This is a genomic window from Pseudomonas sp. GL_103, from assembly GCF_057835175.1.
Window position 1 is genome coordinate 4,555,993 of sequence record NZ_CM174420.1, and the last position, 25,776, is coordinate 4,581,768.

General features: G+C 59.7%; 21 protein-coding genes. 10 read left to right on the top strand and 11 right to left on the bottom strand.

Features of this window, described 5'->3' with window-relative positions:
* Nucleotides 1-109 precede the first annotated feature (109 nt).
* From AC3IP0_RS20350 to AC3IP0_RS20360, 3 genes are read left to right on the top strand one after another with little or no spacing between them, the layout of a single operon-like run.
* Entirely contained in the window at nucleotides 110-736 is a 627-nt protein-coding gene (locus tag AC3IP0_RS20350) for a response regulator transcription factor (protein WP_008002663.1), read from the top strand.
* A gap of 8 nt (nucleotides 737-744) precedes the next feature.
* The gene (locus AC3IP0_RS20355; RefSeq protein ID WP_489316782.1) at nucleotides 745-4,386 is read left to right on the top strand and encodes a transporter substrate-binding domain-containing protein; all 3,642 of its coding nucleotides are present in this window, start codon (nucleotides 745-747) and stop codon (nucleotides 4,384-4,386) included.
* A 49-nt stretch (nucleotides 4,387-4,435) separates the two neighbouring features.
* Complete coding sequence (locus tag AC3IP0_RS20360) at nucleotides 4,436-7,381, top strand: HD domain-containing phosphohydrolase (protein ID WP_489325737.1); 2,946 nt, start codon at nucleotides 4,436-4,438, stop codon at nucleotides 7,379-7,381.
* Here AC3IP0_RS20360 and AC3IP0_RS20365 read toward each other — a convergent pair whose 3' ends face one another.
* Nucleotides 7,382-7,864 carry a GAF domain-containing protein gene (locus AC3IP0_RS20365; protein ID WP_489325738.1) on the bottom strand — a complete coding sequence of 161 codons (483 nt, stop codon included), beginning with the start codon at nucleotides 7,862-7,864 and terminating at the stop codon, nucleotides 7,382-7,384.
* Nucleotides 7,861-8,751: an ATP-binding protein gene (locus tag AC3IP0_RS20370; RefSeq protein ID WP_489325739.1), complete on the bottom strand. Its 891-nt coding sequence runs from the start codon at nucleotides 8,749-8,751 to the stop codon at nucleotides 7,861-7,863. Before AC3IP0_RS20370 ends, AC3IP0_RS20365 begins: the two co-directional genes overlap by 4 nt.
* A 122-nt stretch (nucleotides 8,752-8,873) precedes the next feature.
* Here AC3IP0_RS20370 and AC3IP0_RS20375 point away from each other — a divergent pair, with 122 nt between their 5' ends.
* Nucleotides 8,874-11,237 (top strand): hybrid sensor histidine kinase/response regulator, encoded by a 2,364-nt coding sequence (locus AC3IP0_RS20375; RefSeq protein ID WP_489316784.1) that lies wholly within the window; start codon nucleotides 8,874-8,876, stop codon nucleotides 11,235-11,237.
* Here AC3IP0_RS20375 and AC3IP0_RS20380 read toward each other — a convergent pair.
* From AC3IP0_RS20380 to msrB, 3 genes are all read right to left on the bottom strand, one after another.
* On the bottom strand, nucleotides 11,221-11,682 hold the full coding sequence (locus AC3IP0_RS20380; protein ID WP_046043405.1) for a MarR family winged helix-turn-helix transcriptional regulator: 462 nt from the start codon (nucleotides 11,680-11,682) through the stop codon (nucleotides 11,221-11,223). The genes AC3IP0_RS20375 and AC3IP0_RS20380 overlap by 17 nt on opposite strands.
* Complete coding sequence (locus tag AC3IP0_RS20385; protein WP_056727098.1) at nucleotides 11,679-12,164, bottom strand: glutathione peroxidase; 486 nt, start codon at nucleotides 12,162-12,164, stop codon at nucleotides 11,679-11,681. The genes AC3IP0_RS20380 and AC3IP0_RS20385 overlap by 4 nt, the downstream gene beginning before the upstream one ends.
* Before the next feature lie 180 nt (nucleotides 12,165-12,344).
* Nucleotides 12,345-12,737, bottom strand: a complete 393-nt coding sequence (msrB, locus tag AC3IP0_RS20390) for a peptide-methionine (R)-S-oxide reductase MsrB (protein ID WP_150759481.1) — start codon at nucleotides 12,735-12,737, stop codon at nucleotides 12,345-12,347.
* Nucleotides 12,738-12,963: 226 nt separating this feature from the next.
* Here msrB and AC3IP0_RS20395 point away from each other — a divergent pair, with 226 nt between their 5' ends.
* Nucleotides 12,964-14,175 (top strand): pyridoxal phosphate-dependent aminotransferase, encoded by a 1,212-nt coding sequence (locus AC3IP0_RS20395; RefSeq protein ID WP_007973513.1) that lies wholly within the window; start codon nucleotides 12,964-12,966, stop codon nucleotides 14,173-14,175.
* Nucleotides 14,176-14,490: 315 nt separating this feature from the next.
* A complete protein-coding gene (htpX, locus tag AC3IP0_RS20400; protein WP_046043402.1) occupies nucleotides 14,491-15,381 on the top strand; it encodes a protease HtpX in 891 nt (296 codons plus the stop codon).
* A gap of 128 nt (nucleotides 15,382-15,509) precedes the next feature.
* On the opposite strand, the gene AC3IP0_RS20405 is transcribed toward htpX, so the two are convergent.
* Nucleotides 15,510-16,166: a thiopurine S-methyltransferase gene (locus AC3IP0_RS20405; protein ID WP_489319808.1), complete on the bottom strand. Its 657-nt coding sequence runs from the start codon at nucleotides 16,164-16,166 to the stop codon at nucleotides 15,510-15,512.
* 102 nt (nucleotides 16,167-16,268) lie between these two features.
* On the opposite strand from AC3IP0_RS20405, the gene AC3IP0_RS20410 reads away from it, so the two are divergent.
* Complete coding sequence (locus AC3IP0_RS20410) at nucleotides 16,269-17,036, top strand: DODA-type extradiol aromatic ring-opening family dioxygenase (RefSeq protein ID WP_489325740.1); 768 nt, start codon at nucleotides 16,269-16,271, stop codon at nucleotides 17,034-17,036.
* A 150-nt stretch (nucleotides 17,037-17,186) separates the two neighbouring features.
* On the opposite strand, the gene AC3IP0_RS20415 is transcribed toward AC3IP0_RS20410, so the two are convergent.
* On the bottom strand, nucleotides 17,187-18,860 hold the full coding sequence (locus AC3IP0_RS20415; protein WP_150726297.1) for a DEAD/DEAH box helicase: 1,674 nt from the start codon (nucleotides 18,858-18,860) through the stop codon (nucleotides 17,187-17,189).
* A 422-nt stretch (nucleotides 18,861-19,282) separates the two neighbouring features.
* Here AC3IP0_RS20415 and AC3IP0_RS20420 point away from each other — a divergent pair, with 422 nt between their 5' ends.
* Nucleotides 19,283-20,074 (top strand): crotonase/enoyl-CoA hydratase family protein, encoded by a 792-nt coding sequence (locus AC3IP0_RS20420; protein ID WP_489316786.1) that lies wholly within the window; start codon nucleotides 19,283-19,285, stop codon nucleotides 20,072-20,074.
* A gap of 106 nt (nucleotides 20,075-20,180) precedes the next feature.
* Here the strand turns inward: AC3IP0_RS20420 and AC3IP0_RS20425 are convergent, their stop codons facing one another.
* Nucleotides 20,181-20,936 carry a spermidine synthase gene (locus tag AC3IP0_RS20425; protein WP_150756009.1) on the bottom strand — a complete coding sequence of 252 codons (756 nt, stop codon included), beginning with the start codon at nucleotides 20,934-20,936 and terminating at the stop codon, nucleotides 20,181-20,183.
* Between the two features lie 150 nt (nucleotides 20,937-21,086).
* Between AC3IP0_RS20425 and AC3IP0_RS20430 the strand changes: the two genes are divergently transcribed.
* On the top strand, nucleotides 21,087-22,433 hold the full coding sequence (locus AC3IP0_RS20430) for a class II 3-deoxy-7-phosphoheptulonate synthase (RefSeq protein WP_489325742.1): 1,347 nt from the start codon (nucleotides 21,087-21,089) through the stop codon (nucleotides 22,431-22,433).
* 131 nt (nucleotides 22,434-22,564) lie between these two features.
* Here AC3IP0_RS20430 and AC3IP0_RS20435 read toward each other — a convergent pair whose 3' ends face one another.
* Both AC3IP0_RS20435 and AC3IP0_RS20440 read right to left on the bottom strand, forming a co-directional pair.
* Complete coding sequence (locus tag AC3IP0_RS20435) at nucleotides 22,565-23,794, bottom strand: winged helix-turn-helix domain-containing protein (protein ID WP_489325743.1); 1,230 nt, start codon at nucleotides 23,792-23,794, stop codon at nucleotides 22,565-22,567.
* Nucleotides 23,795-23,858: 64 nt separating this feature from the next.
* On the bottom strand, nucleotides 23,859-24,074 hold the full coding sequence (locus AC3IP0_RS20440) for a DUF1127 domain-containing protein (RefSeq protein ID WP_008049076.1): 216 nt from the start codon (nucleotides 24,072-24,074) through the stop codon (nucleotides 23,859-23,861).
* Between the two features lie 95 nt (nucleotides 24,075-24,169).
* Between AC3IP0_RS20440 and AC3IP0_RS20445 the strand changes: the two genes are divergently transcribed.
* A complete protein-coding gene (locus tag AC3IP0_RS20445; RefSeq protein WP_489316789.1) occupies nucleotides 24,170-25,024 on the top strand; it encodes a LysR substrate-binding domain-containing protein in 855 nt (284 codons plus the stop codon).
* Here AC3IP0_RS20445 and AC3IP0_RS20450 read toward each other — a convergent pair.
* Nucleotides 25,014-25,748, bottom strand: coding sequence for a sulfite exporter TauE/SafE family protein (locus AC3IP0_RS20450; protein ID WP_489319809.1), 735 nt, complete (start codon nucleotides 25,746-25,748; stop codon nucleotides 25,014-25,016). The two genes, AC3IP0_RS20445 and AC3IP0_RS20450, sit on opposite strands and share 11 nt — an antisense overlap.
* Nucleotides 25,749-25,776 lie beyond the last annotated feature (28 nt).

Sequence of the window (25,776 nt, forward strand, 5' to 3'; positions counted from 1 at the left end):
ATCTGTAGGATTTTTCCTATATTGCTGCTACAGGTCGGTCAGTTCATGCGTCCCTTCAAGTATCTGAGCTATGGTGCGCGCTTTATTTGAGCTCGCATGGGACTTGATTATGAACTCCGTTTTTATTGTCGACGATCACCCGGTTATCCGCCTTGCCGTTCGAATGTTACTGGAACATGAAGGTTACAAAGTCGTCGGCGAAACTGACAATGGGGTCGACGCCATGCAGATGGTTCGCGAATGCATGCCGGACCTGGTCATTCTCGACATCAGCATTCCAAAACTGGATGGCCTGGAAGTGCTATCCCGATTCAACGCAATGAGCACCCCTCTTAAAACATTGGTACTGACAGCACAATGCCCGACACTATTCGGTATTCGTTGCATGCAATCGGGGGCATCGGGTTATGTCTGCAAACAAGAGGACATCAGTGAACTGGTCAGCGCCATAAAAGCGGTATTTGCAGGTTACAACTATTTCCCGAGCGAGGCCTTGAACCCCGTCCGCGGAGATGAAACACGCTGCATCGAACTGGAACTGTTCAAATCGGTAAATGACCGGGAACTGATGGTCTTGCAACTTTTTGCCCAAGGTCGCACAAACAAGGAAATCGCCAAGGGCATGTTTCTGAGCAACAAGACCGTGAGCACCTACAAAAAGCGCCTCATGCAGAAACTCAAAGCCAAATCCCTGGTTGAACTGATCGAGATGGCAAAACGTAACGCACTCGTGTGAGAACCTGGATGCCCAGCCGTTTGAAGGTCTATCTGATTCAATTGACCGCAGGTCTATGCGTGAGCACCTCGTTGTTCGGGGCTCCGGGCAATGAACACTACACGCTGCTCAGCCGCTCGAAGGCCGGGTCGCTGGAAGTTCGACTGGATGACTCCCAGCGACAATGGATAACACAAAAAAATCAACTGACGCTCGGTACGTCGGCCCCGGACTATCCCCCATTCGACCTGACCACCAGTGGCCAGGACTATGAAGGGTTTACCGCCGATTACGCCGGTCTCCTGGAAAAAGTAACTGGTCTGCCCGTCACGGTTCAGCGTTTCGATTCCCGAGGGGCCGCGATCGCTGCGCTGGAGAACGGCGAAGTCGATCTGCTCGGCACCGCCAATGGATTCGAAGCCGGCAATGCCGACATTGCACTGTCCATACCCTATGCCGTCGACCAACCCGTATTGGTGACCCGCGAAGGGGAAACCCGATCCCTCACCGATGGCCTGGCCGGATTGCGCCTGAGCATGGTGTATCACTACTTGCCGCTGGCGGAAGTCAAGGCGTTGTACCCGAAGGCGAACATCACGTCCTATCCGTCCTACCAGAATGCGATCAATGCCGTTGCTTTCGATCAGGCGGATGTGTTTCTCGGTGACACCATTTCAACTCACTACATGATCAACAAGGGGTACCTGAACAACATCCGCATGGCCAACTTCGGCAAACATGAAGCCTTTGGTTTCAGCTTCGCCGTTAACCGGAACAACCCCGAGCTGCTCGGCATCATCAACGCGATGATCACGGCCATCCCCTCCAGTGAACGAGAAAACATCGCCAAACGCTGGAGCGCCGGCAGCGACATTCTGCTGACCGATCAAAAGCTGCAACTCACTGACCGGGAAGAACGCTGGCTGAGCCACCACCCGATTGTGCGCGTTGTCGTCAACGAAGCCTTTGCGCCACTGACGTTTTTCGATAGCAATGGCAACTTTCGCGGGGTCACCGCGGATTTGCTTGAGCTGATCAGGCTGCGTACCGGCTTGCGCTTTGACATCCGGAGCAGTCGAAGCGATGACGAGATGATCAAACAGATCAAGGACAACAAGGCCGATGTGATCGCCGCGTTGCTTCCCAGTGCACAACGTCAAACCCAGCTGAACTTTACCCGCCCCTTTCTGGAAAATTCCTACGTCCTGCTGACCCGCAAAGCCGCCGACAGCCCGACCAACCTCGCGCAGTTACAGGACAAGCGCCTGGCCATTGCCCGCGGCAATCCACTCATGGATTACCTGCGCAGAGAGTTTCCCCGGATCAAGTTGATCGAAACCCCGGACACCTTCAGCGCCGTAGAGTTACTCGCCGAAGGCCAGGCAGAGGGCGCGGTGAACTCACTGGTCATTGCCAATTACTTTATTTCCTCGCGGCTGTTCGAGCACACATTGCAAATCAGCACCACCATCGGCACCGAGCAGGCGGCGTTTTCCCTTGCCACCGCTCTGGGCGCCAAAGAGCTGAACGCTATTCTCGACAAGGCGTTGCTGAGCATCTCGCCAGAAGAGCTGGGCATCATCAACAGTCGCTGGCGCGGCTATTCGGCGTCCTCGCAAAGTACCTGGCGCAACTATCAAAGACTGTTCTACCAAATCGTCATCGGTGCAGGCGTGCTATTGCTGATTTCCATTGCGTGGAACGACTACATGCGACGCCAGATCAAGCAGCGCAAGGCCGCCGAGCGTGCGCTGAACGACCAATTCGAGTTCATGCGATCGCTGGTCAATGGCACGCCCCATCCGATCTACGTGCGTGATCGCCAGGGGCTGCTGCAAAGTTGCAACGACAGTTACCTGCAAGCCTTCTGCGCCCGGCGTGAAGATGTCATCGGCAAAAGCGTCATGCAGGGATCGATGAGCAATGTGTTCGAAGCCCGGGAGTACCAGGCCGACTACCAGCGCGTGGTGGCCGAGGGCAGACCATTGATCGTCGATCGCGAGCTGCACATTGGTGGCCGGCGGCTGACGATCTATCACTGGATTCTTCCCTATCGGGACTCCAGCGCAAAAGTGCAAGGCATTATCGGTGGCTGGATCGACATCAGCGAACGGCGGCAACTGCTCGATGATCTGCGTTGCGCGAAAGAACGCGCCGATAACGCCAACCGTGCCAAAAGCACGTTTCTGGCAACGATGAGCCATGAGATTCGCACGCCGATGAATGCAATCATCGGCATGCTTGAACTGACACTCAAGCGTCTTGATCATCAGCACCCGGAGCGTCCGGCCATCGATGTCGCGTACAACTCGGCGAAAGGGTTGCTGGAATTGATCGGCGACATTCTCGACATCGCCAGAATCGAATCAGGACGCTTGAGCCTGAGCCCGGAGCAGGTTAATCCGGGTGAACTTGTGACCTCGGTCGTGCGGATTTTCGAAGGCCTGGCCCGACAGAAGGAACTCGAACTGGTGCTGGAGTTTTCATCGGCGAACCCGACCTTCGATGTGTTGCTGGACCCGTTGCGCTTCAAGCAGGTGCTGTCCAACCTGATCAGCAATGCCATCAAGTTTACCGAGCAAGGCCAGGTCCGGGTCATTGTCGACCTGCACCCGGCAACGCAACCTGAGCGTGTGCAGATGCGGGTGCAGGTTCACGACAGTGGTATCGGGATCAACGAACAGGATCAACAACGCCTGTTCGAACCCTTCGCTCAGGCCGACCACGCCATGCAATCGGCCAGGGGAGGCGCAGGACTGGGGCTGGTGATCAGCCGCAATCTCTGCGAGATGATGGGCGGCAGCCTGCAATTGCGCAGCGAGCCGGGCACCGGCACCCAAGTGGAGGTGTTGTTGCAACTGGAAACGTTGCCGCTGCAACAGTCAGCCCAAGTGGTCGAAACGCAAGTCGTCGTCGCGACAACCCCATTGAATGTTCTGGTCGTCGACGATCACTCGGCCAATCGATTGCTCACGTGCCAGCAACTGGAGTTTCTTGGGCATCGATTTACCGTCGCGGCCAATGGACAGGAGGGGTTGGATGCATGGAAAGACCAGCCTTTTGATCTGGTGATCGCCGATTGCAACATGCCGGTCATGAACGGTTATGAGCTGGCCCGTGCCATTCGCCAGCATGAGCGACAACTCCATCGCCCTTCCTGCACCGTTCTCGGCTTTACCGCCAACGCCCAACCGGAAGAAATACAACGCTGCAAACAGGCCGGAATGGATGACTGCCTGTTCAAACCCCTCAGCCTCGGGGCCTTGAGTCAATGGGTGCAAGGCATTGAACCAACCCATGCAGCCCCGGCGTTCAGCCTTCACGGGTTGAAGCTGCTGACCGGGGGCAACCCGATGTTGAACCGACGATTGCTGAACGAGTTGGTGAAAAGCAACCGCCAGGATCTGCCAACGCTGCTGTCGCTATCCAGCTCTGGGGATACGCAAGCGCTGCGGGACATTGCCCACAAAATCAAAGGCGCAGCCCGGATAGTACAGGCCTCCCGTCTGATCGACCGCTGCGAGGCACTCGAAGCCGCCTGCCATGAGGATTTCGATCGCGAAAAAGTGGCTGGATGCTGCAAATCCATGGAGCGCGCCATGCTTGAGCTGGAGGACGCGTTGCTACGTCAGATCGAGCATTACGACCAAGGCAAAATGCCAGAGCCTTAACTATGCTTGGTCCCTCGGCAGTGTGTTGACCATCATGGAGAAACCCGCAATGCCTGACCCACTGCGCACGGATCCACGCCGGTTTCCGCTGCATGTCCATATCAGCGTGATGTTCACCTTTTTGCTGTTGCTGACCGGGGCGGTGCTGGGGCTTTTCAACTACCGACAAACCACACAGATCATACTGTCCAGCAGTGAAAAACTCTTCAACCGCATTGAGCAGGATGTCCGGCTGGACCTGCACGCGACCTATGACCCCATTCGCCATCTGTTGAGCCTGCTGGCACTCAATCCGGCGGGCCAGTCCCAAGATCTGGAACAACGCCTGGCACTGCTCGAACCGTTCAGCCAGTCACTCGAGGACAACCCCAACCTGGCTTCGCTGTACCTGGGCTACGACAATGGTGACTTTTTCATGGTCCGCCCGCTGCGCACCCCAGAGGTCAAAGCCCTGGTCAAGGCACCGGACACGGCGGTTTTCCAAGTCTGGAGCATTGAGCACGACAGCAGCGGCCAGGCCCACTCCCAGTCGTTGTTTTTCGACCGGAACCTGGTACTTGTCAGCCGTCAGGACAACCTGAACGACACGTACGACCCACGCAATCGTGCCTGGTTTACCAGCGCCCGCGGCGACAATGACCAGATCACGACCGAACCCTATATCTTCTTTTCCACCCACAACATCGGCACGACGCTGGCACGGCGCAGCAGCGACAAGGCAATCCTGGCCGCTGACCTGACCCTGGCCGAACTCAGCGCAACCCTGGCCAAGCACGTTGTGACCCCCAATACCGAAATCGTGCTGTTCGATGCCGAAGGCAATGCCATTGCCTACCCCGACAGCCGCAGGCTGATCATCGATGATCAGACGTCCCGCCTGATCAAGGCGGCGGATCTGAGCCCCAGCCTGGGTGCTTTGCTCAACAGCCCCCCTCAGGGCAGTCGCCTGAGCGCCAGCGGCCGGCAGTGGATCGTGGCCCGCAGCAGCATGCAGGAAGGCGGCCCCCAAGGCCTGCAACTGGCGCTGCTGGTACCGGAAGACGAGTTGCTCGTCGACGCGTACCGGATGCGCTGGCAAGGTGCACTCATTACCCTGGCAACCCTGCTGTTATGCGTACCACTGGGTTGGCTGACGTCGAGAGTCCTGGTCAAACCCTTACGCGCCCTGGTGCAGGAAGCCGACGCGATTCGCAGTTTCGATTTCAACTTTCCGCTTTCCCGTCGCTCGCCTGTGCTCGAAGTCGACCAGTTGAGTGTGTCGATGGCACGGATGAAAGACACCCTGGCGAGTTTCTTCCAGATCACCGACAGCCTCAGCGCCGAAACCCGTTTCGCCCCGCTGCTGGAACGGGTGTTGTTTGAAACCGTGAAAATCGGTCAGGCCCAGGCCGGCCTGATCTATCTGCGCGAAGGTGATGGCGAGCACATGGAACCCCACGGACTGGTGATCAACAACACCGCCGAAAACCTGCAAGCCTTCGATATCCGCGGACACTCGCTCAAGAACCCGCATAGCCCCCCATGGCTGCACCAGTTGGCCAACGTCGACAATGTTGTCAGCAACCTGGGTTTCGAGCAGGCAGGTGACCTGCAGAAAATCCTGCTCGCGCTGGAAAGTCCTCGGGTCCATCTGATCGGAATCCGCCTGCACAATCGCCACAACGAAACCGTGGGCCTGCTGGTGTTGTTATTAGCCGACAGCGGCGAGCAGTGCGATCTGGACAAACTGCGGCCGGACCGCATTGCGTTTCTCCAGGCGGTGTCCGGCGCGGCCGCCGTATGTATCGAAAGCCAGCGCCTGCAAGCCCGGCAAAAACAGCTGCTGGACGCCTTCATTCAACTGCTGGCCGGTGCCATCGACGCCAAAAGCCCCTACACCGGCGGCCATTGCCAGCGCGTACCGGAACTGACCCTGATGCTTGCCCAAGCGGCGGCAGACAGCCAGGAGCCCGCCTTCAGCGCCTATCAGCCGACCGAAGATGAATGGGAGGCACTGCACATCGCCGCCTGGCTGCACGATTGCGGCAAGGTCACCACCCCGGAATACGTCGTCGACAAAGCCACGAAACTGGAAACCCTGACCGATCGCATCCACGAAATCCGTACCCGTTTCGAGGTACTCAAGCGCGACGTCTGGATCAGCTACTGGCAGGCCATCGCCCTGGGTGGTGACGAGCAAGCGCTGGCAGAATTGCGCAATGCCAGCCTGGCCGGACTGGATGATGATTTCGAATTCGTGGCCCGTTGCAATCTCGGTGGCGAAGCCATGGCCGACGCTGACCTGCAACGCCTGCGCCAACTGGCTGAACGCACCTGGACCCGAACCCTGGATGACCGGTTGGGCGTGTCCTGGGAAGAAAACCGGCGTCAGGCCCGAACGCCCGCCCCCGCCCTGCCCGTCAGCGAACCGTTACTGGCGGACAAACCCGAGCACTTGTTCGAGCGCAGCGAAAACGAAGTGATACCGCAAGACAATCCCCTGGGCTTCAAATTCGACGTTCCGCCCCACAAATACAACCGGGGCGAGCTGTACAACCTGAGCATTGTCCGCGGCACACTGACGAGCGAGGAGCGTTATGTCATCAATAACCACATCGTTCAGACGATCCTGATGCTCAACCATCTACCGTTTCCCGGACACTTGCGCAGCGTCGCGGAAATAGCCGGCGGGCACCACGAAAAAATGGACGGCACCGGGTATCCGAAACGCTTGAAGCGAGAAGAAATGAGCCTGCCGGCGCGGATGATGGCGATTGCCGATATCTTCGAAGCGTTGACGGCCGCCGACCGCCCCTACAAAAAAGCCAAGACCTTGAGCGAGGCGCTGGGCATCATGGCGTTCATGTGCCGTGATGCCCACATCGACCCGGAGCTGTTCGGGCTGTTCATCAAGGCACAGATCTATTTGCAGTACGCCAGGCGCTTCCTCGCCCCCGGACAGATCGATGCGGTGGACGCCTCTGGCCTGCTGGCCAAGGCCGGTCTGGCGTCTTGATCAGCAGTCGGTCAGGCGCAGGAAAATCGCCGCCAGCTGTTCGATTCCAGCCTGGTCCTGCGCGGTGAAGCGCGCGAGCTCCGGGCTGTCGAGGTCGAGCACGCCGATCAATCGACCGTCCTTGACCAGCGGCACCACCAGTTCGCTGTTCGAGGCGCTGTCGCAGGCAATGTGACCGGGAAACGCGTGCACATCTTCGACTCGTTGAGTCTGCAGGGTGGCTGCCGCCGCCCCGCAAACGCCACGGCCGAACGGAATCCGCACGCAGGCGATCTGCCCCTGAAACGGGCCCAGCACCAGTTCTTCATTACGGTTGAGGTAGAAACCGGCCCAGTTCAAGTCATCGAGTTGGTTGAACAGAAACGCCGAGAACTGTGCGGCATTGGCGATGAAATCCCGCTCGTCCGCCAGCAATGATTCCAGCTGCGCGTGCAGCATGCCGTAGCCTTCGAGGCCCTGGCCGCTCTTTTGTAAATCGATCATGCCTTGTGCTCCAACAGCTTCAGCCCGACCCAGTAACGGGCAAATTGATAGGCGCAACGTCCATTGCGATTGCCTCGGCCCGTGGCCCAGCGTACCGCCAGAATGTCCAGTTCTTCGGTGCGCTGCCACGCCAGTCCGGCCTTGCCGGCCAACTGGCCGATCCAGTGTTCGACGACGTCGAGGAAGTGTTCCTGGGTAAACGGATAGAACGACAGCCACAGGCCGAAGCGGTCCGACAGCGCGATCTTGTCTTCCACCGCCTCGCTCGGATGCAGTTCGCCGTCAACCCGTTTCCAGTTTTCGTTGTCACTTTCCTTTTCCGGCACCAGGTGGCGACGGTTGGACGTTGCGTACAGCAATACGTTGTCCGGCGCCTGTTCCAGCGAGCCATCGAGGACGCTTTTGAGCACCCGGTAATCACCCTCGCCCGACTCGAACGAGAGATCATCGCAAAACAGCACGAAACGCTGAGGCAATTTACCGATCTGTTCGACCACTCGCGGCAGGTCTGCCAGGTGATCACGTTCAATCTCGATCAAGCGCAAACCGGCTTGAGCGTGCTCAGCCAACAAGGCGCGCACCAGCGACGACTTGCCGGTGCCGCGCGAGCCCCAGAGCAAGGCGTGGTTAGCCGGCATGCCGTCGAGGAACTGCCGGGTATTGCGCCCAAGCTGCTCGACTTGCCGGTCGACGCCGATCAGGTCCGACAAACGCATGTCGAGGCTGACCTCCAGCGGCATCAGATAACCGCCGCGCGACTCACGCTGCCAGCGCGCGGCCAGGCATTGCGTCCAGTCGATGACTGGCCGTGGCGCCGGCAGCAACGGCTCGATACGGGCCAGAACGGCATCGGCGCGTTCAAGAAAAGCATTCAATCGGGAATCCACGACTTCTCCTCGGGCACGTTCACAGTAATGATGGTGATACAGCGACGAAACACAGCGTCACACAAGCGGCTGCCCCGCAGTACAGGTCTCGCGAGAACATCAGCAGGCAGGCATGATCGACTATGCTTGAGCAGCGAAAGGAAACGGAAGTGGTTCACCCCCCCATGGACATCAAATTCACCAACCGGCTGTCATTCAAGCAAGCCCGGCTTACCGTGCTGGTCGGTTTCATTCTGGGCACGCTGCTCAGCCTGCTGCAAATAGGCATCGATTATGCCAGTGAAGACGCCTCCATCAATCGTGAAATCCTTTCATTGCTGGAAATCAGCCACAACCCGGCCTCGCGAATCGCCTACAACATCGACGCCGAACTCGCCAAGGAACTGACCCAGGGCCTGCTGCGCTCGCCGGCGATCATCAACGCAAAACTGACCGACAACAACGGCACCGTGCTGGCCAACGTCAAACGACCCGGTGTGGAAAACGGTTACCGGATGCTCAGTGACTTCCTGTTCGGCGCCAACCGACAGTTCGAAGACCGGCTTTACCTGGATCATATGCCCAACGAATCCCTGGGTACGCTGCGGCTGAGCGTCGACACTTACGCCTTCGGCGACCGGTTCCTGCGCCGGGCCGAAGTGACCCTGCTCAATGGCTTCGCCCGCAGCCTGCTGCTGTCCGGCATCCTGCTGGCGCTGTTCTATGTGATGCTGACCAAACCCCTGGTACGGGTCATCCGTGAACTCAGCGGTCGCGACCCGAGCAGCACCGAATCGACCTCACTGGAGTGTCCCACCGGGCACGCCAACGATGAGATCGGTGTGCTGGTCAAGGTTGCCAACCAGCAATTCAAGAGCATCGCCACCGAAATCCAGCAGCGGCGCAACGCAGAAAATCGCCTGACCGAGTATCTGGGCCAACTGGAAAACATCGTCTCGGCCCGCACTGCCGAACTCAAGGCGATCAACGCCCGGCTGAGCCAATCCAACGAGGAGCTGGAAGTCGCCCGCAGTACCGCCCTCGACATGGCCGAAGCCCGCTCGGTGTTCCTGGCCAACATGAGCCATGAAATCCGCACGCCTCTCAATGGCTTGCTCGGGATGATCGCGCTGTCCCTCGACGGGCCGCTGAATGCCGAACAACAGCAGCAACTGTCGATCGCCCATGACTCGGGCAAAGTGCTGGTGGAATTGCTCAACGATATTCTCGATTTGTCGAAGTTCGATGCCGGCCAACTCGAACTCGAACACATCCCCTTCGACCTCGGTTCGCTGATCGAAGACACCGCCAACCTGTTGTCGCAGAACGCCGCCCCCAGCGTCGAACTGACCTGCCTGATCGATCCGCATTTCCCGGCACTGGTGCTCGGCGATCCGACCCGGGTGCGGCAGATCGTCAGTAACCTGCTGTCCAATGCCCTCAAGTTCACCCGTTTCGGGCGGGTCGACGTGCGCCTGTCGACGTTCGGCGACGGCGTCAGGATCGAAGTGTGCGACACCGGCATCGGCATCCCTCAAGATGCCCAGGTCAAGATCCTCCAGCCTTTCACCCAGGCCGGCGCCGGTATTACCCGTCAGTTTGGCGGCACCGGGCTGGGCCTGGCCCTGACCTACAACCTTTGCGAAGCCATGCAGGGGCGCCTGACGATCAGCTCCGAGCCGGGTTTTGGCAGCCAGTTCTGCGCGGACTTGCCTTTGCCCAGCCATACCCGTGCAATGCCTGCCGTTTCGCTCAAGGGAAAAGTCATCGCCATCACAGCCGCCAGCAGCGGTCTGGGGGAAATGTTGAACAGCCTGTTGCCTGTCTGGGGGCTGGACTATGAACGGCGTTCCATGGATGACCCACTGCTTGGCCTGGCAGCCGACGTGCTCATCACCGACTGCCCCGAATGCCTGTTCAATCTGCGCCCCACCCTCAGCGCGCCGATCCTGCTGATTACCGCGTATGGCAACTTCATGCCCGGCGAAGAGGTCAACGCCCTCGCCCCCTTGCAACAGCAGGCCCGCCCCTTGGCCCGCAACACGCTGCTTCAGACATTGCGGCGGATCCTGCAACCACAGACCCACCCGATCAACGAGGCCCGGCTCGACACGCAATGCCCGCAACGCCGCGGGAGCGTGCTGTTGGTGGAAGATAATCCGGTCAACCAGTTGGTGGCCAAGGGCATGCTCGGCAAACTCGGCTGCGAAGTCACCACCGCGGCTCATGGTGGCGAGGCTCTGGATCAACTCGAGCAACGGGAATTCGATCTGGTGCTGATGGACTGCAACATGCCGGTAATGGACGGCTATGAAGCCAGCCGGCAAATCCGCCGCAGCGGACGCTGGCCCCAACTGCCCATCGTCGCCCTGACGGCCAACGCCATGTCGGAGGAGCGCGAACGCTGTCGTGCCGCGGGCATGAGCGACTACCTGGCCAAACCCTTCCGGCGCGAAGAACTGGCCGCCCTGCTGGACCTGTGGATCCCCGCTACGACAACGCCTTGATCTGCCCCAACAGGTGATCGAGGCCATCGCGCAAGTCGTTGAGACGATTCAGATCGACCCCGCTGTCGCACAACAGGCGCGCCTTGAGTGGCCCGACCTGGTCACGCAAGGCCGTGCCGGCTGGCGACAGGCTCAAGTGCACTTCACGTTCATCGCGCGCCGAACGCTGACGCTGCACCAGTTGCAGTTGTTCCAGGCGCTTGAGCAAGGGGGTCAGCGTGCCGGAATCCAGGGCCAAACGTTCGCCCAGCGCCTTGACGGTCGGCTGCTCCGGGGCCGCTTCCTGCCACTCCCACAGCACCAGCATCGCCAGGTACTGAGGGTAAGTCAGGCCCAACTGATCGAGCATGGGCTTGTAGGCGCGAATCACCGCTCGGGAAGCCGCGTACAGCTTGAAACACAGCTGGCTGTCGAGCTTCAGGGAATCGACTGACAAGGTGTTCATTTGAGCAGGGCTTCGATCTCGCGGGTCAGGTCCTGCGGCTTGGTCGCCGGAGCGAAACGCTTGACCAGTTGCCCGTCCTTGCCAATCAGGAATTTGGTGAAGTTCCACTTGATACCCTGGGAACCCAGTACCCCCGGTGCGCGCTTTTTCAATTGCACGAACAGCGGATGGGCGTCGGCACCGTTGACGTCGATCTTTTTGAACAGCGGGAAGCTGACACCGAAGTTCAGCTCGCAGAACTCGGAGATCGCCCCTTCGTTGCCCGGCTCTTGCTTGCCGAACTGGTTGCAGGGAAATCCGAGCACCACCAGCCCCTGGTCCTTGTAGGTCTGCCACAGCTCTTCCAGGCCCTTGTACTGCGGAGTGAAACCGCACTTGCTGGCCGTGTTGACCACGAGCACGGCCTTGCCGGCGAAATCCGCCAGCGTCTTTTGCTCACCCTTGATCGTGGTGCAAGGGATGCTCAGCAGGTTGTCGCTCATGTTTGAGGTTCCGAATGAATGGAAGAATCAACAAAATAGCGAGCAATTGAATTGTGTGCAATTTAATTAATCAAAACGCTGACCAACTGCAGGAGTTGCCGAAGGCTGCGATCTTATGATCCTGACCTTCGGGCAGCCTCAAGAAAGGCCAGATCAAAAGATCGCAGCCTTCGGCAGCTCCTACCGCGGTACCAGGTCCAGGCACACCGAATTGATGCAATAACGCAGGCCCGTCGGCGGCGGACCATCAGGGAATACATGGCCCAGGTGCGCGTCGCATTTGGCGCAGACCACTTCGGTGCGGATCATGCCGTGGCTGACATCACGGATTTCGGTCATGGCGCTGTCGCCGATCGGCGCGTAGAAACTCGGCCAGCCGCAGCCGGAATCGAACTTGGTCCTGGAGTCGAACAGCGGCTCGCTACAGCAGATGCAGTGGTAGACACCGTCGGTCTTGGTGGCGTTGTATTTGCCGGAAAACGGACGTTCGGTGCCTTTGAGGCGGCACACGTTGTATTGCTCTGGGTCGAGCATCGCCTTCCATTCTTCCAGGGTTTTTTCCAACTTTTCCATCATCACACCTCAGCGGCTGAAAAAGCCCGATCTGTACCTTTTCCACGGATCGGGCGGCACGTATGATTGCGCCTCGTCAAACGCCAGTCTGGCAGCCAGACCACGCGCATTCAAACGGAAATATGGGTGCTGCATCTCAAGGCGTCAGGCCTGTGTGAATACGCAGGATTCCCAGCACGGTTGCCCAAACGCCGTCTGGATCGTTCATTTTCGGGAACACATCGCCATGCAGGTCAGCAAATCGAACAAGCTCGCCAACGTCTGCTACGACATTCGCGGCCCGGTGCTCAAGCACGCCAAGCGCCTGGAAGAGGAAGGCCATCGCATCCTCAAGCTGAACATCGGCAACCCGGCGCCCTTTGGTTTCGAAGCACCGGATGAAATCCTCCAGGACGTGATCCGCAACCTGCCAACCGCCCAGGGCTACAGCGATTCCAAGGGCCTGTTCAGTGCGCGCAAGGCCGTCATGCAGTACTACCAGCAAAAGCAGGTGGAAGGCGTCGGCATTGAAGACATCTACCTGGGCAACGGCGTTTCCGAACTGATCGTGATGTCGATGCAGGCACTGCTCAACAATGGCGACGAAGTGCTGGTGCCAGCGCCGGACTATCCATTGTGGACCGCAGCCGTGAGCCTGTCCGGCGGCAATCCGGTGCATTACCTGTGCGACGAGCAAGCCAACTGGTGGCCGGACCTGGCCGACATCAAGGCCAAGATCACCCCGAACACCAAGGCCCTGGTGATCATCAACCCGAACAACCCGACCGGCGCGGTGTACTCCAAAGAAGTCCTGCTGGGCATGCTGGAACTGGCCCGCCAGCACAATCTGGTGGTGTTCTCCGACGAGATCTACGACAAGATCCTCTACGACGACGCCGTGCACATCTGCACCGCCTCCCTGGCGCCGGACCTGCTGTGCCTGACCTTCAACGGTCTATCCAAATCCTATCGCGTGGCCGGTTTCCGTTCCGGCTGGATCGCCATTTCCGGCCCGAAACACCACGCCCAGAGCTACATCGAAGGCATCGACATGCTGGCGAACATGCGCCTGTGCGCCAACGTGCCGAGCCAGCACGCGATCCAGACCGCCCTGGGTGGCTATCAGAGCATCAATGACCTGGTGCTGCCGCAGGGCCGCCTGCTGGAGCAACGCAACCGCACCTGGGAGTTGCTCAACGACATTCCAGGCGTGAGCTGCGTCAAGCCGATGGGGGCGTTGTATGCGTTCCCGCGGATCGACCCCAAGGTCTGCCCGATCCATAACGACGAAAAATTCGTCCTCGACCTGCTGCTCTCCGAGAAGCTGCTGGTGGTTCAAGGCACCGCGTTCAACTGGCCATGGCCAGACCACTTCCGCGTCGTGACCCTGCCCCGTGTCGATGACCTGGAGATGGCCATCGGACGCATCGGCGGCTTCCTCAAGTCCTACCGCCAGTAAGCGATCTGTCACCGTGCGACGTTCCCGCAGGTCGCACGGTGATTCATCCGGCAACATTTGTTTGCATTGCGCCACTGGCAGTCGCTTTGTCGCTGCCGGACAGCGCCGTGCCTGCTCTCGCCTAGCAAAGGCGGGGCCTTCGACACGAATTGACTGACAAACACTTCCCGCATACTTGTCGGAAATGCCCTGCAAGCAGCTAGACTGTTGCCGTAGGACACAGTTTGAAATAGTCACCCGGTTGAATACCCCGGTGCAGCACCTTATATACCCCGCAGTACGCTACATCTTTAGCTTGAGGAGATTTCTACAACCATGATGCGCATCCTGCTGTTCTTGGCCACTAACCTGGCGGTCGTGCTGATTGCCAGCATCACCCTGAGCCTTTTCGGCTTCAACGGGTTCATGGCGGCCAATGGGGTTGACCTTAACCTCAATCAGCTGCTGATCTTCTGTGCGGTCTTTGGTTTCGCCGGTTCGCTGTTCTCGCTGTTCATCTCCAAGTGGATGGCGAAGATGAGCACCAGCACCCAGATCATCACCCAGCCACGCACCCGTCACGAGCAATGGCTGCTGCAAACCGTCGAGCAACTGTCCCGCGAAGCCGGGATCAAGATGCCCGAAGTCGGTATCTTCCCGGCCTACGAGGCGAACGCCTTCGCCACCGGCTGGAACAAGAACGACGCATTGGTCGCGGTCAGCCAGGGTTTGCTCGAGCGCTTCTCGCCGGATGAAGTGAAAGCCGTCCTGGCCCACGAAATCGGCCACGTAGCCAATGGCGACATGGTTACCCTTGCGCTGATCCAGGGCGTGGTGAACACCTTCGTGATGTTCTTCGCACGGATCATCGGCAATTTCGTCGACAAAGTGATCTTCAAGAACGAAGAAGGCCAGGGCATTGCCTACTACGTGGCAACCATCTTCGCCGAACTGGTACTGGGCATCCTGGCCAGCGCCATCGTCATGTGGTTCTCGCGCAAGCGCGAATTCCGTGCCGACGAAGCCGGTGCAAACCTGGCCGGCACCGCCGCGATGATTGGCGCCCTGCAACGCCTGCGGGCGGAACAAGGGCTGCCGGTGCACATGCCCGACACCCTGAACGCCTTCGGCATCAACGGTGGCATCAAGCAAGGGTTCGCTCGCATGTTCATGAGCCACCCGCCGCTGGAAGAGCGTATCGATGCTCTGGCTCGTCGCCGCAGCTAATACACTCCACAGCAAAGCAAAAGGCCCGCAGTGATGCGGGCCTTTTTTTGTCTGCAGATTGGCACGGCGCTCATTCTGGCCTCTTCGCGATCAAGCCCGCGATGAGGCCAGCAAAAACAACACATCTGTTAGCGAGTGGAAACCCGATACACCCGCTCCTCCAGCCGCGTAACACCCGCCTCCAGGAATTTCCCGCTCTCGCTCAACACATCCTGATCCTCCAGGATCTTCAGCGCCCATGAGTCCCCGAACAACTGCCGCACCTCATCATCGAGTACGGCAAACGGCGGGCCGGGCATTTGCGCCTGGTCATAGTCCAGGGTAATCACCAGGCCAAGGGACTCCTTCGGCAGTATCCGCTTCAAATGGGCGGCATAGCGCTCTCGCATTTCCGCCGGCAACGCGATCAACGCCGCGCGATCATAAAGTGCGGAGCAATCGGCAACATCGCCTGCCGTCAGCTCGAAGAAATCGCCGCACCACAGCTCAATGGAACCTGCCCGATACACCTTGAACGGCCCCTGCTCACTGACGGCCGGATCAAAGCCATGTTCGCTGAAAAACTCCTCGACGGCTTTTTCCGACAGCTCGACTCCCAAGACCTCATGGCCTTGATGGGCGAGCCATAGCAAATCCAGGCTTTTTCCACATAACGGCACCAACACGCGTGCGCCCTCTTCAAGGCTTAACGCTGGCCAGAACCGCTTCAGATAAGGGTTCACCTGCGGCAGATGAAAGCCGATCTGGTTCGCCGCCCATTTTTTGTGCCAAAACTCCGGCTGCATAAATAACCCCGAAAATTCGATCAAAACACCCTAAAACTTATATTAGATTTAGATTAATGATCTGACTGAAGATGTTGCATCTTAACTCTCAGGAGCTCGTTCATGTTCCCCAGCCTGTACATATCCCACGGCTCCCCCATGCTCGCCCTGGAACCCGGCGCCAGCGGGCCGGCACTCGCCCGTCTGGCCGCCGAGATACCCAAGCCCAAAGCCATCGTGATTGTTTCCGCGCACTGGGAAAGCAATGAGCTGCTGGTCAGCGGCAATCCACAACCGGAAACCTGGCATGACTTCGGTGGCTTTCCCAAAGCCCTGTTCGAGGTGCAGTATCCGGCCCCCGGCGACCCATCACTCGCCGCAGAGGTTGCCGAATTATTGAAATTCGCTGGCTTTGCAGCACGTATCGACAGCAATCGGCCTTTCGACCATGGCGTCTGGGTGCCGTTATCGCTGATGTATCCGCAGGCAGACATCCCGATTGTCCAGGTTTCGCTGCCCACCCGTGCCGGCCCCGCCCTGCAGACCCGTGTTGGCCACGCGCTGGCCAGCCTGCGCGAGCATGGCGTCCTGCTGATCGGCTCCGGCAGCATCACTCACAACCTGCGGGAACTGGACTGGCATGCCGGCCCCGAGAGCGTTGAGCCCTGGGCCCGGGCATTTCGCGACTGGATGATCGAGAAACTCGCCGCGAACGACGAAGCCGCGCTGCACGACTATCGCGCGCAAGCACCGAATGCCGTGCGCAACCACCCCAGCGACGAACACTTGTTGCCGCTGTACTTTGCCCGGGCCGCCGGCGGGCCGTTCAGCATTGCCCATCAGGGGTTCGCCATGGGTGCATTGGGCATGGACATCTATCGCTTCGGCTAGCCCATGGACCGAGTTGCCCCCATCGCGAGCAGGCTCGCTCCCACAGGACTCAAGCGTCGAACCCCCTCTCTCCCAAAAAAACAGCAGGCAAAAAAAATCCCCGAACCAGTCGGGGATTTTTCATGTTCGTTCAATCAGCCCGAGAGCGGATTAATCTTCGCGGTAGCGACGCAGCTTCAACTGCTTACCGGCAACGCGAGTGTCCTTCAGCTTGGTCAGCAACTTCTCCAGACCATCTTCCGGCAGCTCGACGAGACTGAAGCTGTCACGCACCTGGATGCGACCGATGGCTTCACGCGCCAGACCACCTTCGTTGAGGATGGCGCCCAGCAGGTTCTTGGCAGCGATACCGTCACGCGCGCCCAGCGCGGTACGGCAACGTGCACGGCCTTCGCCCAGTGGCATCGGAGCGCGACGCTCGCGGTCACCACGCTCTGGACGATCACCGGAACGCTCTGGACGATCGCCACGCGGTGCGTTGTTCGGCACCAGTGGACGTTCTTTCTCGATTGCAGCCAGGGTCAGCGCTTGAGCGTTGGTTGCCTTGCGCAGCAGGGCTGCGGCCAGTGCACGCGGGGTGCAACCGATGTCGGCAGTCAGGCGATCCAGCAGATCACCGTGGGTCGATTCGGCATCAGCCACCAGCGGCGACAGGCTGTTGGTCAGTTTCTTGATGCGCGCATCCAGAACGGCTTGAGCGTCTGGCAGGCGAACTTCAGCAACCTTTTGACCGGTTACACGCTCGATCACTTGCAGCATGCGGCGCTCACGCGGAGTCACCAGCAGCAGTGCACGACCTTCGCGACCGGCACGGCCGGTACGTCCGATACGGTGAACGTAGGACTCTGGATCGTACGGCATGTCAACGTTGAACACGTGAGTGATGCGTGGAACGTCCAGGCCACGAGCGGCAACGTCGGTCGCCACAACGATGTCCAGACGGCCATCCTTGAGGGAATCGATCACGCGCTCACGCTGGTTCTGGGCGATGTCACCGTTCAGCGCAGCGGCTTTGTAACCTTTGGCTTCCAGGGCACTGGCCAGATCCAGGGTCGCTTGCTTGGTGCGCACGAACATGATCAGGGCGTCGAAATCTTCCACTTCCAGCAAGCTGAGAACGGCAGAAGTCTTCTGGTCAGCGTGAACCAACAGGTGAGCCTGTTCGATCGCGGTAACGGTCTGGGTCTTGGTCTGGATCTTCACGTGTTGCGGATCGCGCAGGTGGCGTTCAGCAATGGCACGGATCGACTGCGGCAGGGTGGCCGAGAACAATACGGTCTGACGGGTGACAGGCAAGGCCTTGAAGATAACTTCCAGGTCGTCCATGAAGCCCAGTTTGAGCATTTCGTCGGCTTCGTCGAGAACCAGGTGGTTCACGGTCGCCAGTACTTTTTCGTCGCGACGCAGGTGGTCGCACAGACGGCCCGGAGTGGCGACAACGATCTGTGCGCCATTACGGATTGCTTTCAGCTGTGGGCCCATCGGCGCGCCGCCGTAGACAGCCACAACAGTTACGCCCGGCATTTGCTTGGCGTAGGTTTCGAAAGCGGTTGCAACTTGTAGCGCCAACTCACGAGTTGGGGCCAGGATCAGGGCTTGCGGTTCGCGCTTTGCAGGATCGATGCGATGCAGGATCGGCAGGGCGAACGCAGCGGTTTTACCCGTACCGGTTTGCGCCTGACCAATCATGTCGTGACCGGCCATGATGATCGGGATCGATTGCTGCTGAATAGCCGATGGCTCTTCGTAGCCAGTCGCGGTGACGGCTGCAAGAATATTCGGATTAAGATTAAAAGCGGCGAAGCCGCCGGTTTCCTGGGTCATGGGTCTGCCTCTAAGTGCATCCGCAAAGACCCATGCTCCAAAGCTGCGCGTGCCGTGTTGAGACTCAAGAGTCGCCCTGGCAGCTTTGTCGGCGGGGATTTGCGAAAACGAATGAATGAAAAGAATCGTCAAGGAAGAGTCCGCTGGGCGGACGTGCAGCCGAAGCTGGCTTCGGGGAATTGCGCTACCTAAACGCGGCCCGGTTAAAGGCCGGCGCGCACTATACCGGAATTTGCCCAAAAAGGGAGCTTTTTTTATCTAAAATTCACCGGATACACCGTTGTGTCACAGGCTTTGCGAATAATCGATCAGCCGTCTATTTTTCAAAGGCCCGGCCATGCGGGTGACGGCGCTAAAACGGTTCACCCTTTGCCGTGCAGACCGCCGGTCTGGCACGCCTTTCCCACCCCGAGGACCGCTCCATGAATCAGCCCAGTTCCAGTCGAGTCAGCCGCGAACGGCATGGTCATGTGTTCCTGATCGGTCTGGATCGGGTGGCCAAGCGCAATGCCTTCGATCTCGACCTGCTCAACGCGTTGAGCCTGGCCTATGGCGAGTTCGAAGCCGACAGCGAGGCGCGGGTGGCGGTGGTGTTCGCTCATGGCGAGCACTTCACCGCCGGGCTCGACCTGGTCAATGCCAGCGTCACACTGGCAGATGGCTGGCAGGTTCCGTCCGGCGGCTGTGATCCGTGGGCGGTGTTCGCAGGTCCCAGGGTCAGCAAACCGGTGATTGTCGCCGCACAAGGCTATTGCCTGACCATCGGCATCGAATTGATGCTGGCCGCCGACATCAACCTGTGCGCCAGCAATACCCGGTTCGCACAAATGGAAGTGCAACGCGGGCTCTTCCCGTTCGGCGGCGCCACCCTGCGCCTGCATCAAGTCGCCGGTTGGGGGAACGCCATGCGCTGGTTGTTGACCGGTGATGAATTCGACGCCCGTGATGCCTTGCACTTGGGTCTGGTGCAAGAGGTCATGGCCAGTGAGGACTTGCTACCCCGGGCGATTGAACTGGCCGAGCGGATCGCCCGTCAGGCACCGCTTGGGGTGCAGGCGACGCTGATGTCTGCGCGACAGGCCCGGTATGAAGGGGAAACCGCCGCGGCACAGGCGTTGCCTCTGCTGGTCAAGAAGTTGATGGCTAGTGAGGACGTCAAGGAAGGTGTGCGGTCGATGGTGGAGCGGCGACCTGGAGTCTTCAAAGGACTTTAGCCTTGTATCGCCAGTTGGAAAGCTATCGCGAGCAAGCTCGCTCCCACAGGGATTTGCGTAAACCTGTGGGAGCGGGCTTGCCCGCGAAGGGGCCATCAGAGACAACTCAAGTCGCCGGACGAATGCACTTGATCAACGAATCCAGCGAATACCCCAACCGTGGCGCCAGCGCTTCGGCGCGGGCGATCAGGCCGTCCATGTCCAGTTCCTGATCCAGCTCCGACGGCACGATCAGAATCACGTTGCCCTCCTTCACCGGCAGTTCCCAGTAATGTCGGTGGTACAAACCGCGTAACAAGGCGGCGCCCAGGGGTTTTCCATCGTCGGTAGCCCACTGGTTGATGACCAGCCAGCCACCCGAATTCAATCGCTTCTGGCAGTTTTCCAGAAAACTCCAGGCCAGATGCCCGACACCCGGACCGACGTCGGTATAAAGGTCGACGAAAATCAGGTCCGCCGACTCAGCGGTGTCCAGCAGCTCCAGCGCATCGCCAACGCGGATGTACAGGCGCGGATCGTCATCCAGCCCCAGGTACTCGATGGCCAGGCGCGGTACGTCCGGACGTAGTTCGATGGCTTCGACATCTTCCAGCGGCAGGAACTTGAGGCAGGCCTGGGTCAGCGTTCCGGCGCCAAGTCCAAGAAAAAGCGCACTTTCCGGTTGCTCGTGGCACAGCGCACCGATCAGCATCGCCCGGGTGTAGTCGTACTCGAGCCAGCTCGGATCGGCCGTGAACACGCAGCTTTGTTCGATGGCATCACCGAACTCGAGAAAACGGTAATCGGCCACTTCCAACACACGAATCACGCCGAACTCGTCCTGTACCTCGGCGAGCAGATGCTCGACGCGCTCCTCAGTCATTTCATCTCCTGATCGTCACCGGGGCCGGCAACGCAATAACACCGCGTGTAGAGAGCGGCAAAGGCGAGATTGTCGGCGAAGCGACAGGAACAGGTCACGCACTAATTTGCTGATAACATGGACGTCCGAGCGAAAACACTAGAGACCGTGATGAGCCAACCCTGGAGCCCTGACAGCTGGCGCGCCCTGCCGATCCAGCAACAACCCCAATACCCCGACGCCGCGCATTTGCAGCAGGTCGAGCAGACCCTGGCCAGCTATCCGCCGCTGGTGTTTGCCGGCGAAGCCCGGGAGTTGCGCCGTCAGTTTGCCGAGGTGACCCAGGGCCGCGCGTTTCTGTTGCAGGGTGGCGACTGCGCCGAAAGCTTCGCCGAATTCTCCGCCGCGAAAATCCGCGACACCTTCAAGGTGTTGTTGCAGATGGCGATCGTGATGACTTTTGCCGCCGGCTGCCCGGTGGTCAAGATCGGGCGCATGGCCGGGCAGTTCGCCAAACCCCGTTCGGCCAATGACGAAACCATCGATGGCGTGACCTTGCCCGCCTACCGTGGCGACATCGTCAACGGCATCGGTTTCGACGAAAAAAGCCGCGTGCCGGACCCGGAACGCCTGCTGCAGTCCTACCACCAGTCCACCGCCACCCTGAACCTGTTGCGCGCATTCGCCCAGGGCGGTTTTGCCGATCTGCATCAGGTGCACAAGTGGAACCTGGACTTCATTGCCAACTCGGCGCTGGCGGAAAAGTACAGCCACCTGGCCGACCGAATCGATGAAACCCTGGCGTTCATGCGCGCCTGCGGCATGGACAGTTCGCCGCAGTTGCGCGAAACCAGTTTCTTCACCGCCCACGAAGCGCTGCTGCTGAACTACGAAGAAGCTTTCGTGCGTCGCGACAGCCTGACCAACGACTACTACGACTGCTCGGCCCACATGCTGTGGATCGGTGACCGCACCCGCCAGCTCGACGGCGCTCACGTCGAATTCCTGCGCGGGGTGAACAACCCGATCGGGGTCAAGGTCGGCCCGAGCATGAACCCCGACGACCTGATTCGCTTGATCGATGTGCTCAACCCGCAGAACGATCCGGGTCGCCTGAACCTGATCGCGCGGATGGGCGCGAACAAGGTCGGCGATCACTTGCCGCAACTGATCCGCGCCGTCCAGCGTGAAGGCAAACAGGTGCTGTGGAGTTCCGACCCGATGCACGGCAACACCATAAAGGCCAGCAGCGGCTACAAGACCCGCGACTTCGCGCAGATCCTTGGCGAGGTGAAGCAGTTCTTCCAGGTGCACGAAGCCGAAGGCAGTTATGCCGGGGGTATCCACATCGAAATGACCGGGCAGAACGTGACCGAGTGCATCGGTGGTGCGCGGCCGATCACCGAGGATGGCTTGTCGGATCGCTACCACACCCACTGCGACCCAAGGATGAATGCCGATCAGTCGCTGGAGCTGGCGTTTTTGATTGCTGAAACTCTGAAGCAGGTTCGGCGGTGAGTCAGTAACCTTTTTGCTGCCTGATAGTCCGCCTTCGCGGGCAAGCCCGCTCCCACAGGGTACGCGTCGTACACATGAATTGTGACCGGCGCAGTCATTGTGGGAGCGGGCTTGCCCGCGAAGAGGCCAGCTCAGTCACCGCCTACTTGTGTGAATGCCACCCGCAACCTTGCCGCACTCGCCCGCGGGCAATTGAGCTGAACCTGCGCCAGCCCCAGCCAATCCGCCATCTGCCGCAGATTGACCGCCAACGCCAGCATCCCCTCCCCATCCAGCCCCGCGTCCTCTTCATGCACCGCATGCACGGCCAAACGGCCCGCCGTCCGTTCGGCGCGCAGATCGACCCGCGCAGCAATCCGCTCGTTGTGCAAAAACGGCAGGACGTAATAGCCATACACCCGTTTGTCCTGCGGCGTGTAGATCTCCAATCGATAGCGAAAATCAAACAGCCGCTCGGTCCGGCTGCGCTCCCATATCAGCGAATCGAACGGCGAGAGCAATGCACTGGCGGCGACTTTGCGCGGCACTTTTGGCTCGGGCAGACAATAGGCCGGTTGCCGCCAGCCCTGGACTTCGCAGGTCTGCAATTCACCGGCCTCGACCAACTCGGCTAAACGTGGACGACTGTCCGCAGGGTTCAAGCGGAAATAGTCACGCAAGTCCTTCTCTGTGCCGACCCCCAAGGCCGTTGCCGCATGCCGCAACAGGCCGCGCTGGGCGTCGTCTTCACTCAGGACGGGGTGCGCAAGAACCGCCCGGGGAATCACCCGCTCCGGCAGATCGTAGAGCCTTTCGAATCCGCGCCGTCCGGCAACGGTCACTTCACCGGCAGCGAACAACCATTCCAGCGCGTGTTTTTCCGCGCTCCAGTCCCACCAGGGGCCGGCCCGCTCCTGACGGGTCGACAGACTCCCGGCACCCAACGCGCCCTGCTCCTCGACCGAAGCCAGCACGCGGCGAATCGTGTCTTGCTGTTCACGGCCAAAGCGCGCCAATTGCTGATAAATGTCTTCGCCACGGCTCGCACGCTGCATGCGCCAACGCATCAAGGGGTACATGGAAAGTGGCAACAACGAGGCTTCATGGCCCCAATACTCGAACAACGTACGGCACCGGCCCTGGCTCCAGGCAGCCTGGTCGAGCAAATCGGAGGAATAATTGCCTAGGCGGGAAAACAGCGGAAGGTAGTGCGAACGCACCAATGCATTAACCGAATCGATCTGCAGAATGCCCAGCCGTTCGATCAGGCGATTGAGCGCAACAGCCTTGATCGCCGCTGGCGGCGACCGCCCGTTGAACCCTTGGGCGGCCAGCGCCAGACGCCGAGCCTGTTTGAGGGTAAAGGACAACGTTGCGGGCATGGGTGCCTCCTTGTCTGCTCGCAACCTACCTCACCGGTAAGGGGTTTGTGTAGCGTGGCATTCATCATTTATGCATCGGGTCATTCCAGAACGGTTTGATCGACTCGTTCTCCACATCCGCACGGCTCATGCCGATGTCCTTGAGTGCTTCGTCGCTCAAGCTCGCCAGCAGTTCGCGCTCGCGATGCAGTTCGTACCAGCGGCCGACCTTGTGCAGCAGATCGGATATCACGTGAATCGAGTGTTTTTCTGATCCTTGGAACTCGTGTTGACCTTTCATCTTGTTGCCCTCCGTTTGGATGGCTCCAGTCTCGCGCCGGGTCTAAGATCAATCCAACGAATGTTTCTGATGTCACATATCTCGGAGATTGATGGATGTCCGCCTACCCGAGTATCGATACCGAAGTGTTGCGCACCTTCGTCGCCATCGCCGACCAGGGCGGCTTTACCCGCGCCGGCGAAATCGTCAACCGCACCCAGTCAGCCGTCAGCATGCAGATGAAACGACTGGAAGAAGATGTGCTGCAGCGCCAGTTGTTCCAGCGCGACGGGCGGCAGGTGCGGCTGACGGCCGAAGGCCAGGTGTTGCTCGGCTATGCGCGGCGAATCCTCAAGTTGCACAGCGAGGTCTTCAATACCTTGCGTGAGCCCGACATGGTCGGAACGGTGCGCATCGGCACGCCGGACGATTATGTGATGCGGTTCCTCCCGGGGATTCTGCGCCGGTTTGCCCAGTCTTACCCGCTGATTCAGATAGAAGTGCACTGCGAATCATCAAAACAACTGTTGATGCGCCAGGACCTCGACCTGTCCATCGTCACCCGCGAACCGGGCAGCGAAATCGGCCAGTTGTTACGCAAGGAACGTTTTGTCTGGGCCGAAGCGCAATGCTACAGCGCTCATGAGCAGACGCCGCTGCCACTGGCGATGTTCAACAGTGATTGTTTCTGCCGCCTGTGGGCCTGCAACGCCCTGGATGCCCGGGGGCGCGATTACCGGGTGGCGTACAACAGCGACAGCCTGTCGGCGATCATGGCGGTGGTCAGCGCCGGCCTGGCCGTCACGGCGCAACTTGAAAGCCTGATCACCGCGGACATGCGCATCCTCGGTGAAGCCGAGGACCTGCCGCTGCTGCCCGAGGCCAGCATCATGCTCGTGCGCAACCTGCATAACCCGTCACCCATCACCGAGTGCCTGGCCGAGCACATCATCGAAGGCTTCAAACTTTGAAGGCGAGCATCACCGCACAGAACACCAGGAACCCGCAAAACAGCCCGCGCAGCATCCGCTCCGGCAATGCGTGGGCAACCTTCACGCCCCAACTGATGCTCATCAACCCACCGACCGCCAAGGGTAAGCCGATCACCCAGCTGACCTGATGGTGCGCGGCGTAAGTCACCAACGTCACCCCCGTACTCGGCAAGGCCAGTGCCAACGACAACCCCTGCGCAACAACCTGGCTGGTGCCGAACAGACTGGTCAGCACCGGTGTCGCCACCACCGCGCCACCCACGCCGAACAACCCGCCCATCGTGCCGGATGCAGCGCCAAGCAGGCCCAGCCAGGGCCATGAGTAGTTCATCTGCGAAGCCGCCGGGGCGCTGGCGGCGAACATGCGAAGCAAGTTGTACGCCGACAGTGCGATTAGAAACGCGACAAAACCTATGCGCATGGTTTGCGCATCAATGCCCACCGCCCAGATCGACCCGAGCCAGGCGAAGCAGAACCCCATGATGGCCAGCGGTAGCGCGTGGCGCAGTTCGATCCGGTTGCGCTGATGATAGCGCCACAGCGCCAGCATCACGTTCGGCACCACCATCACCAGCGCCGTGCCTTGGGCTATCTGTTGATCGAGCCCGAACAGCACGCCCAGCAGCGGAATGGCGATCAGGCCGCCGCCGATGCCAAACAAACCGCCGAGCGTGCCCAACGCAGCGCCGAACACCAGATACATCAAGAACTCAATCACAGCATTTTCCCCG

What these genes read in the sequence shown, in the direction of transcription:
- AC3IP0_RS20350 (WP_008002663.1), top strand. Translation starts at nt 110, where the DNA reads ATGAACTCCGTTTTTATTGTCGACGATCACCCGGTTATCCGCCTTGCC.
- AC3IP0_RS20355 (WP_489316782.1), top strand. Translation starts at nt 745, where the DNA reads ATGCCCAGCCGTTTGAAGGTCTATCTGATTCAATTGACCGCAGGTCTA.
- AC3IP0_RS20360 (WP_489325737.1), top strand. Translation starts at nt 4,436, where the DNA reads ATGCCTGACCCACTGCGCACGGATCCACGCCGGTTTCCGCTGCATGTC.
- AC3IP0_RS20365 (WP_489325738.1), bottom strand. Translation starts at nt 7,864, where the DNA reads ATGATCGATTTACAAAAGAGCGGCCAGGGCCTCGAAGGCTACGGCATG.
- AC3IP0_RS20375 (WP_489316784.1), top strand. Translation starts at nt 8,874, where the DNA reads ATGCTTGAGCAGCGAAAGGAAACGGAAGTGGTTCACCCCCCCATGGAC.
- AC3IP0_RS20380 (WP_046043405.1), bottom strand. Translation starts at nt 11,682, where the DNA reads ATGAACACCTTGTCAGTCGATTCCCTGAAGCTCGACAGCCAGCTGTGT.
- AC3IP0_RS20385 (WP_056727098.1), bottom strand. Translation starts at nt 12,164, where the DNA reads ATGAGCGACAACCTGCTGAGCATCCCTTGCACCACGATCAAGGGTGAG.
- msrB (WP_150759481.1), bottom strand. Translation starts at nt 12,737, where the DNA reads ATGGAAAAGTTGGAAAAAACCCTGGAAGAATGGAAGGCGATGCTCGAC.
- AC3IP0_RS20395 (WP_007973513.1), top strand. Translation starts at nt 12,964, where the DNA reads ATGCAGGTCAGCAAATCGAACAAGCTCGCCAACGTCTGCTACGACATT.
- htpX (WP_046043402.1), top strand. Translation starts at nt 14,491, where the DNA reads ATGATGCGCATCCTGCTGTTCTTGGCCACTAACCTGGCGGTCGTGCTG.
- AC3IP0_RS20405 (WP_489319808.1), bottom strand. Translation starts at nt 16,166, where the DNA reads ATGCAGCCGGAGTTTTGGCACAAAAAATGGGCGGCGAACCAGATCGGC.
- AC3IP0_RS20410 (WP_489325740.1), top strand. Translation starts at nt 16,269, where the DNA reads ATGTTCCCCAGCCTGTACATATCCCACGGCTCCCCCATGCTCGCCCTG.
- AC3IP0_RS20415 (WP_150726297.1), bottom strand. Translation starts at nt 18,860, where the DNA reads ATGACCCAGGAAACCGGCGGCTTCGCCGCTTTTAATCTTAATCCGAAT.
- AC3IP0_RS20420 (WP_489316786.1), top strand. Translation starts at nt 19,283, where the DNA reads ATGAATCAGCCCAGTTCCAGTCGAGTCAGCCGCGAACGGCATGGTCAT.
- AC3IP0_RS20425 (WP_150756009.1), bottom strand. Translation starts at nt 20,936, where the DNA reads ATGACTGAGGAGCGCGTCGAGCATCTGCTCGCCGAGGTACAGGACGAG.
- AC3IP0_RS20430 (WP_489325742.1), top strand. Translation starts at nt 21,087, where the DNA reads ATGAGCCAACCCTGGAGCCCTGACAGCTGGCGCGCCCTGCCGATCCAG.
- AC3IP0_RS20435 (WP_489325743.1), bottom strand. Translation starts at nt 23,794, where the DNA reads ATGCCCGCAACGTTGTCCTTTACCCTCAAACAGGCTCGGCGTCTGGCG.
- AC3IP0_RS20440 (WP_008049076.1), bottom strand. Translation starts at nt 24,074, where the DNA reads ATGAAAGGTCAACACGAGTTCCAAGGATCAGAAAAACACTCGATTCAC.
- AC3IP0_RS20445 (WP_489316789.1), top strand. Translation starts at nt 24,170, where the DNA reads ATGTCCGCCTACCCGAGTATCGATACCGAAGTGTTGCGCACCTTCGTC.
- AC3IP0_RS20450 (WP_489319809.1), bottom strand. Translation starts at nt 25,748, where the DNA reads ATGTATCTGGTGTTCGGCGCTGCGTTGGGCACGCTCGGCGGTTTGTTT.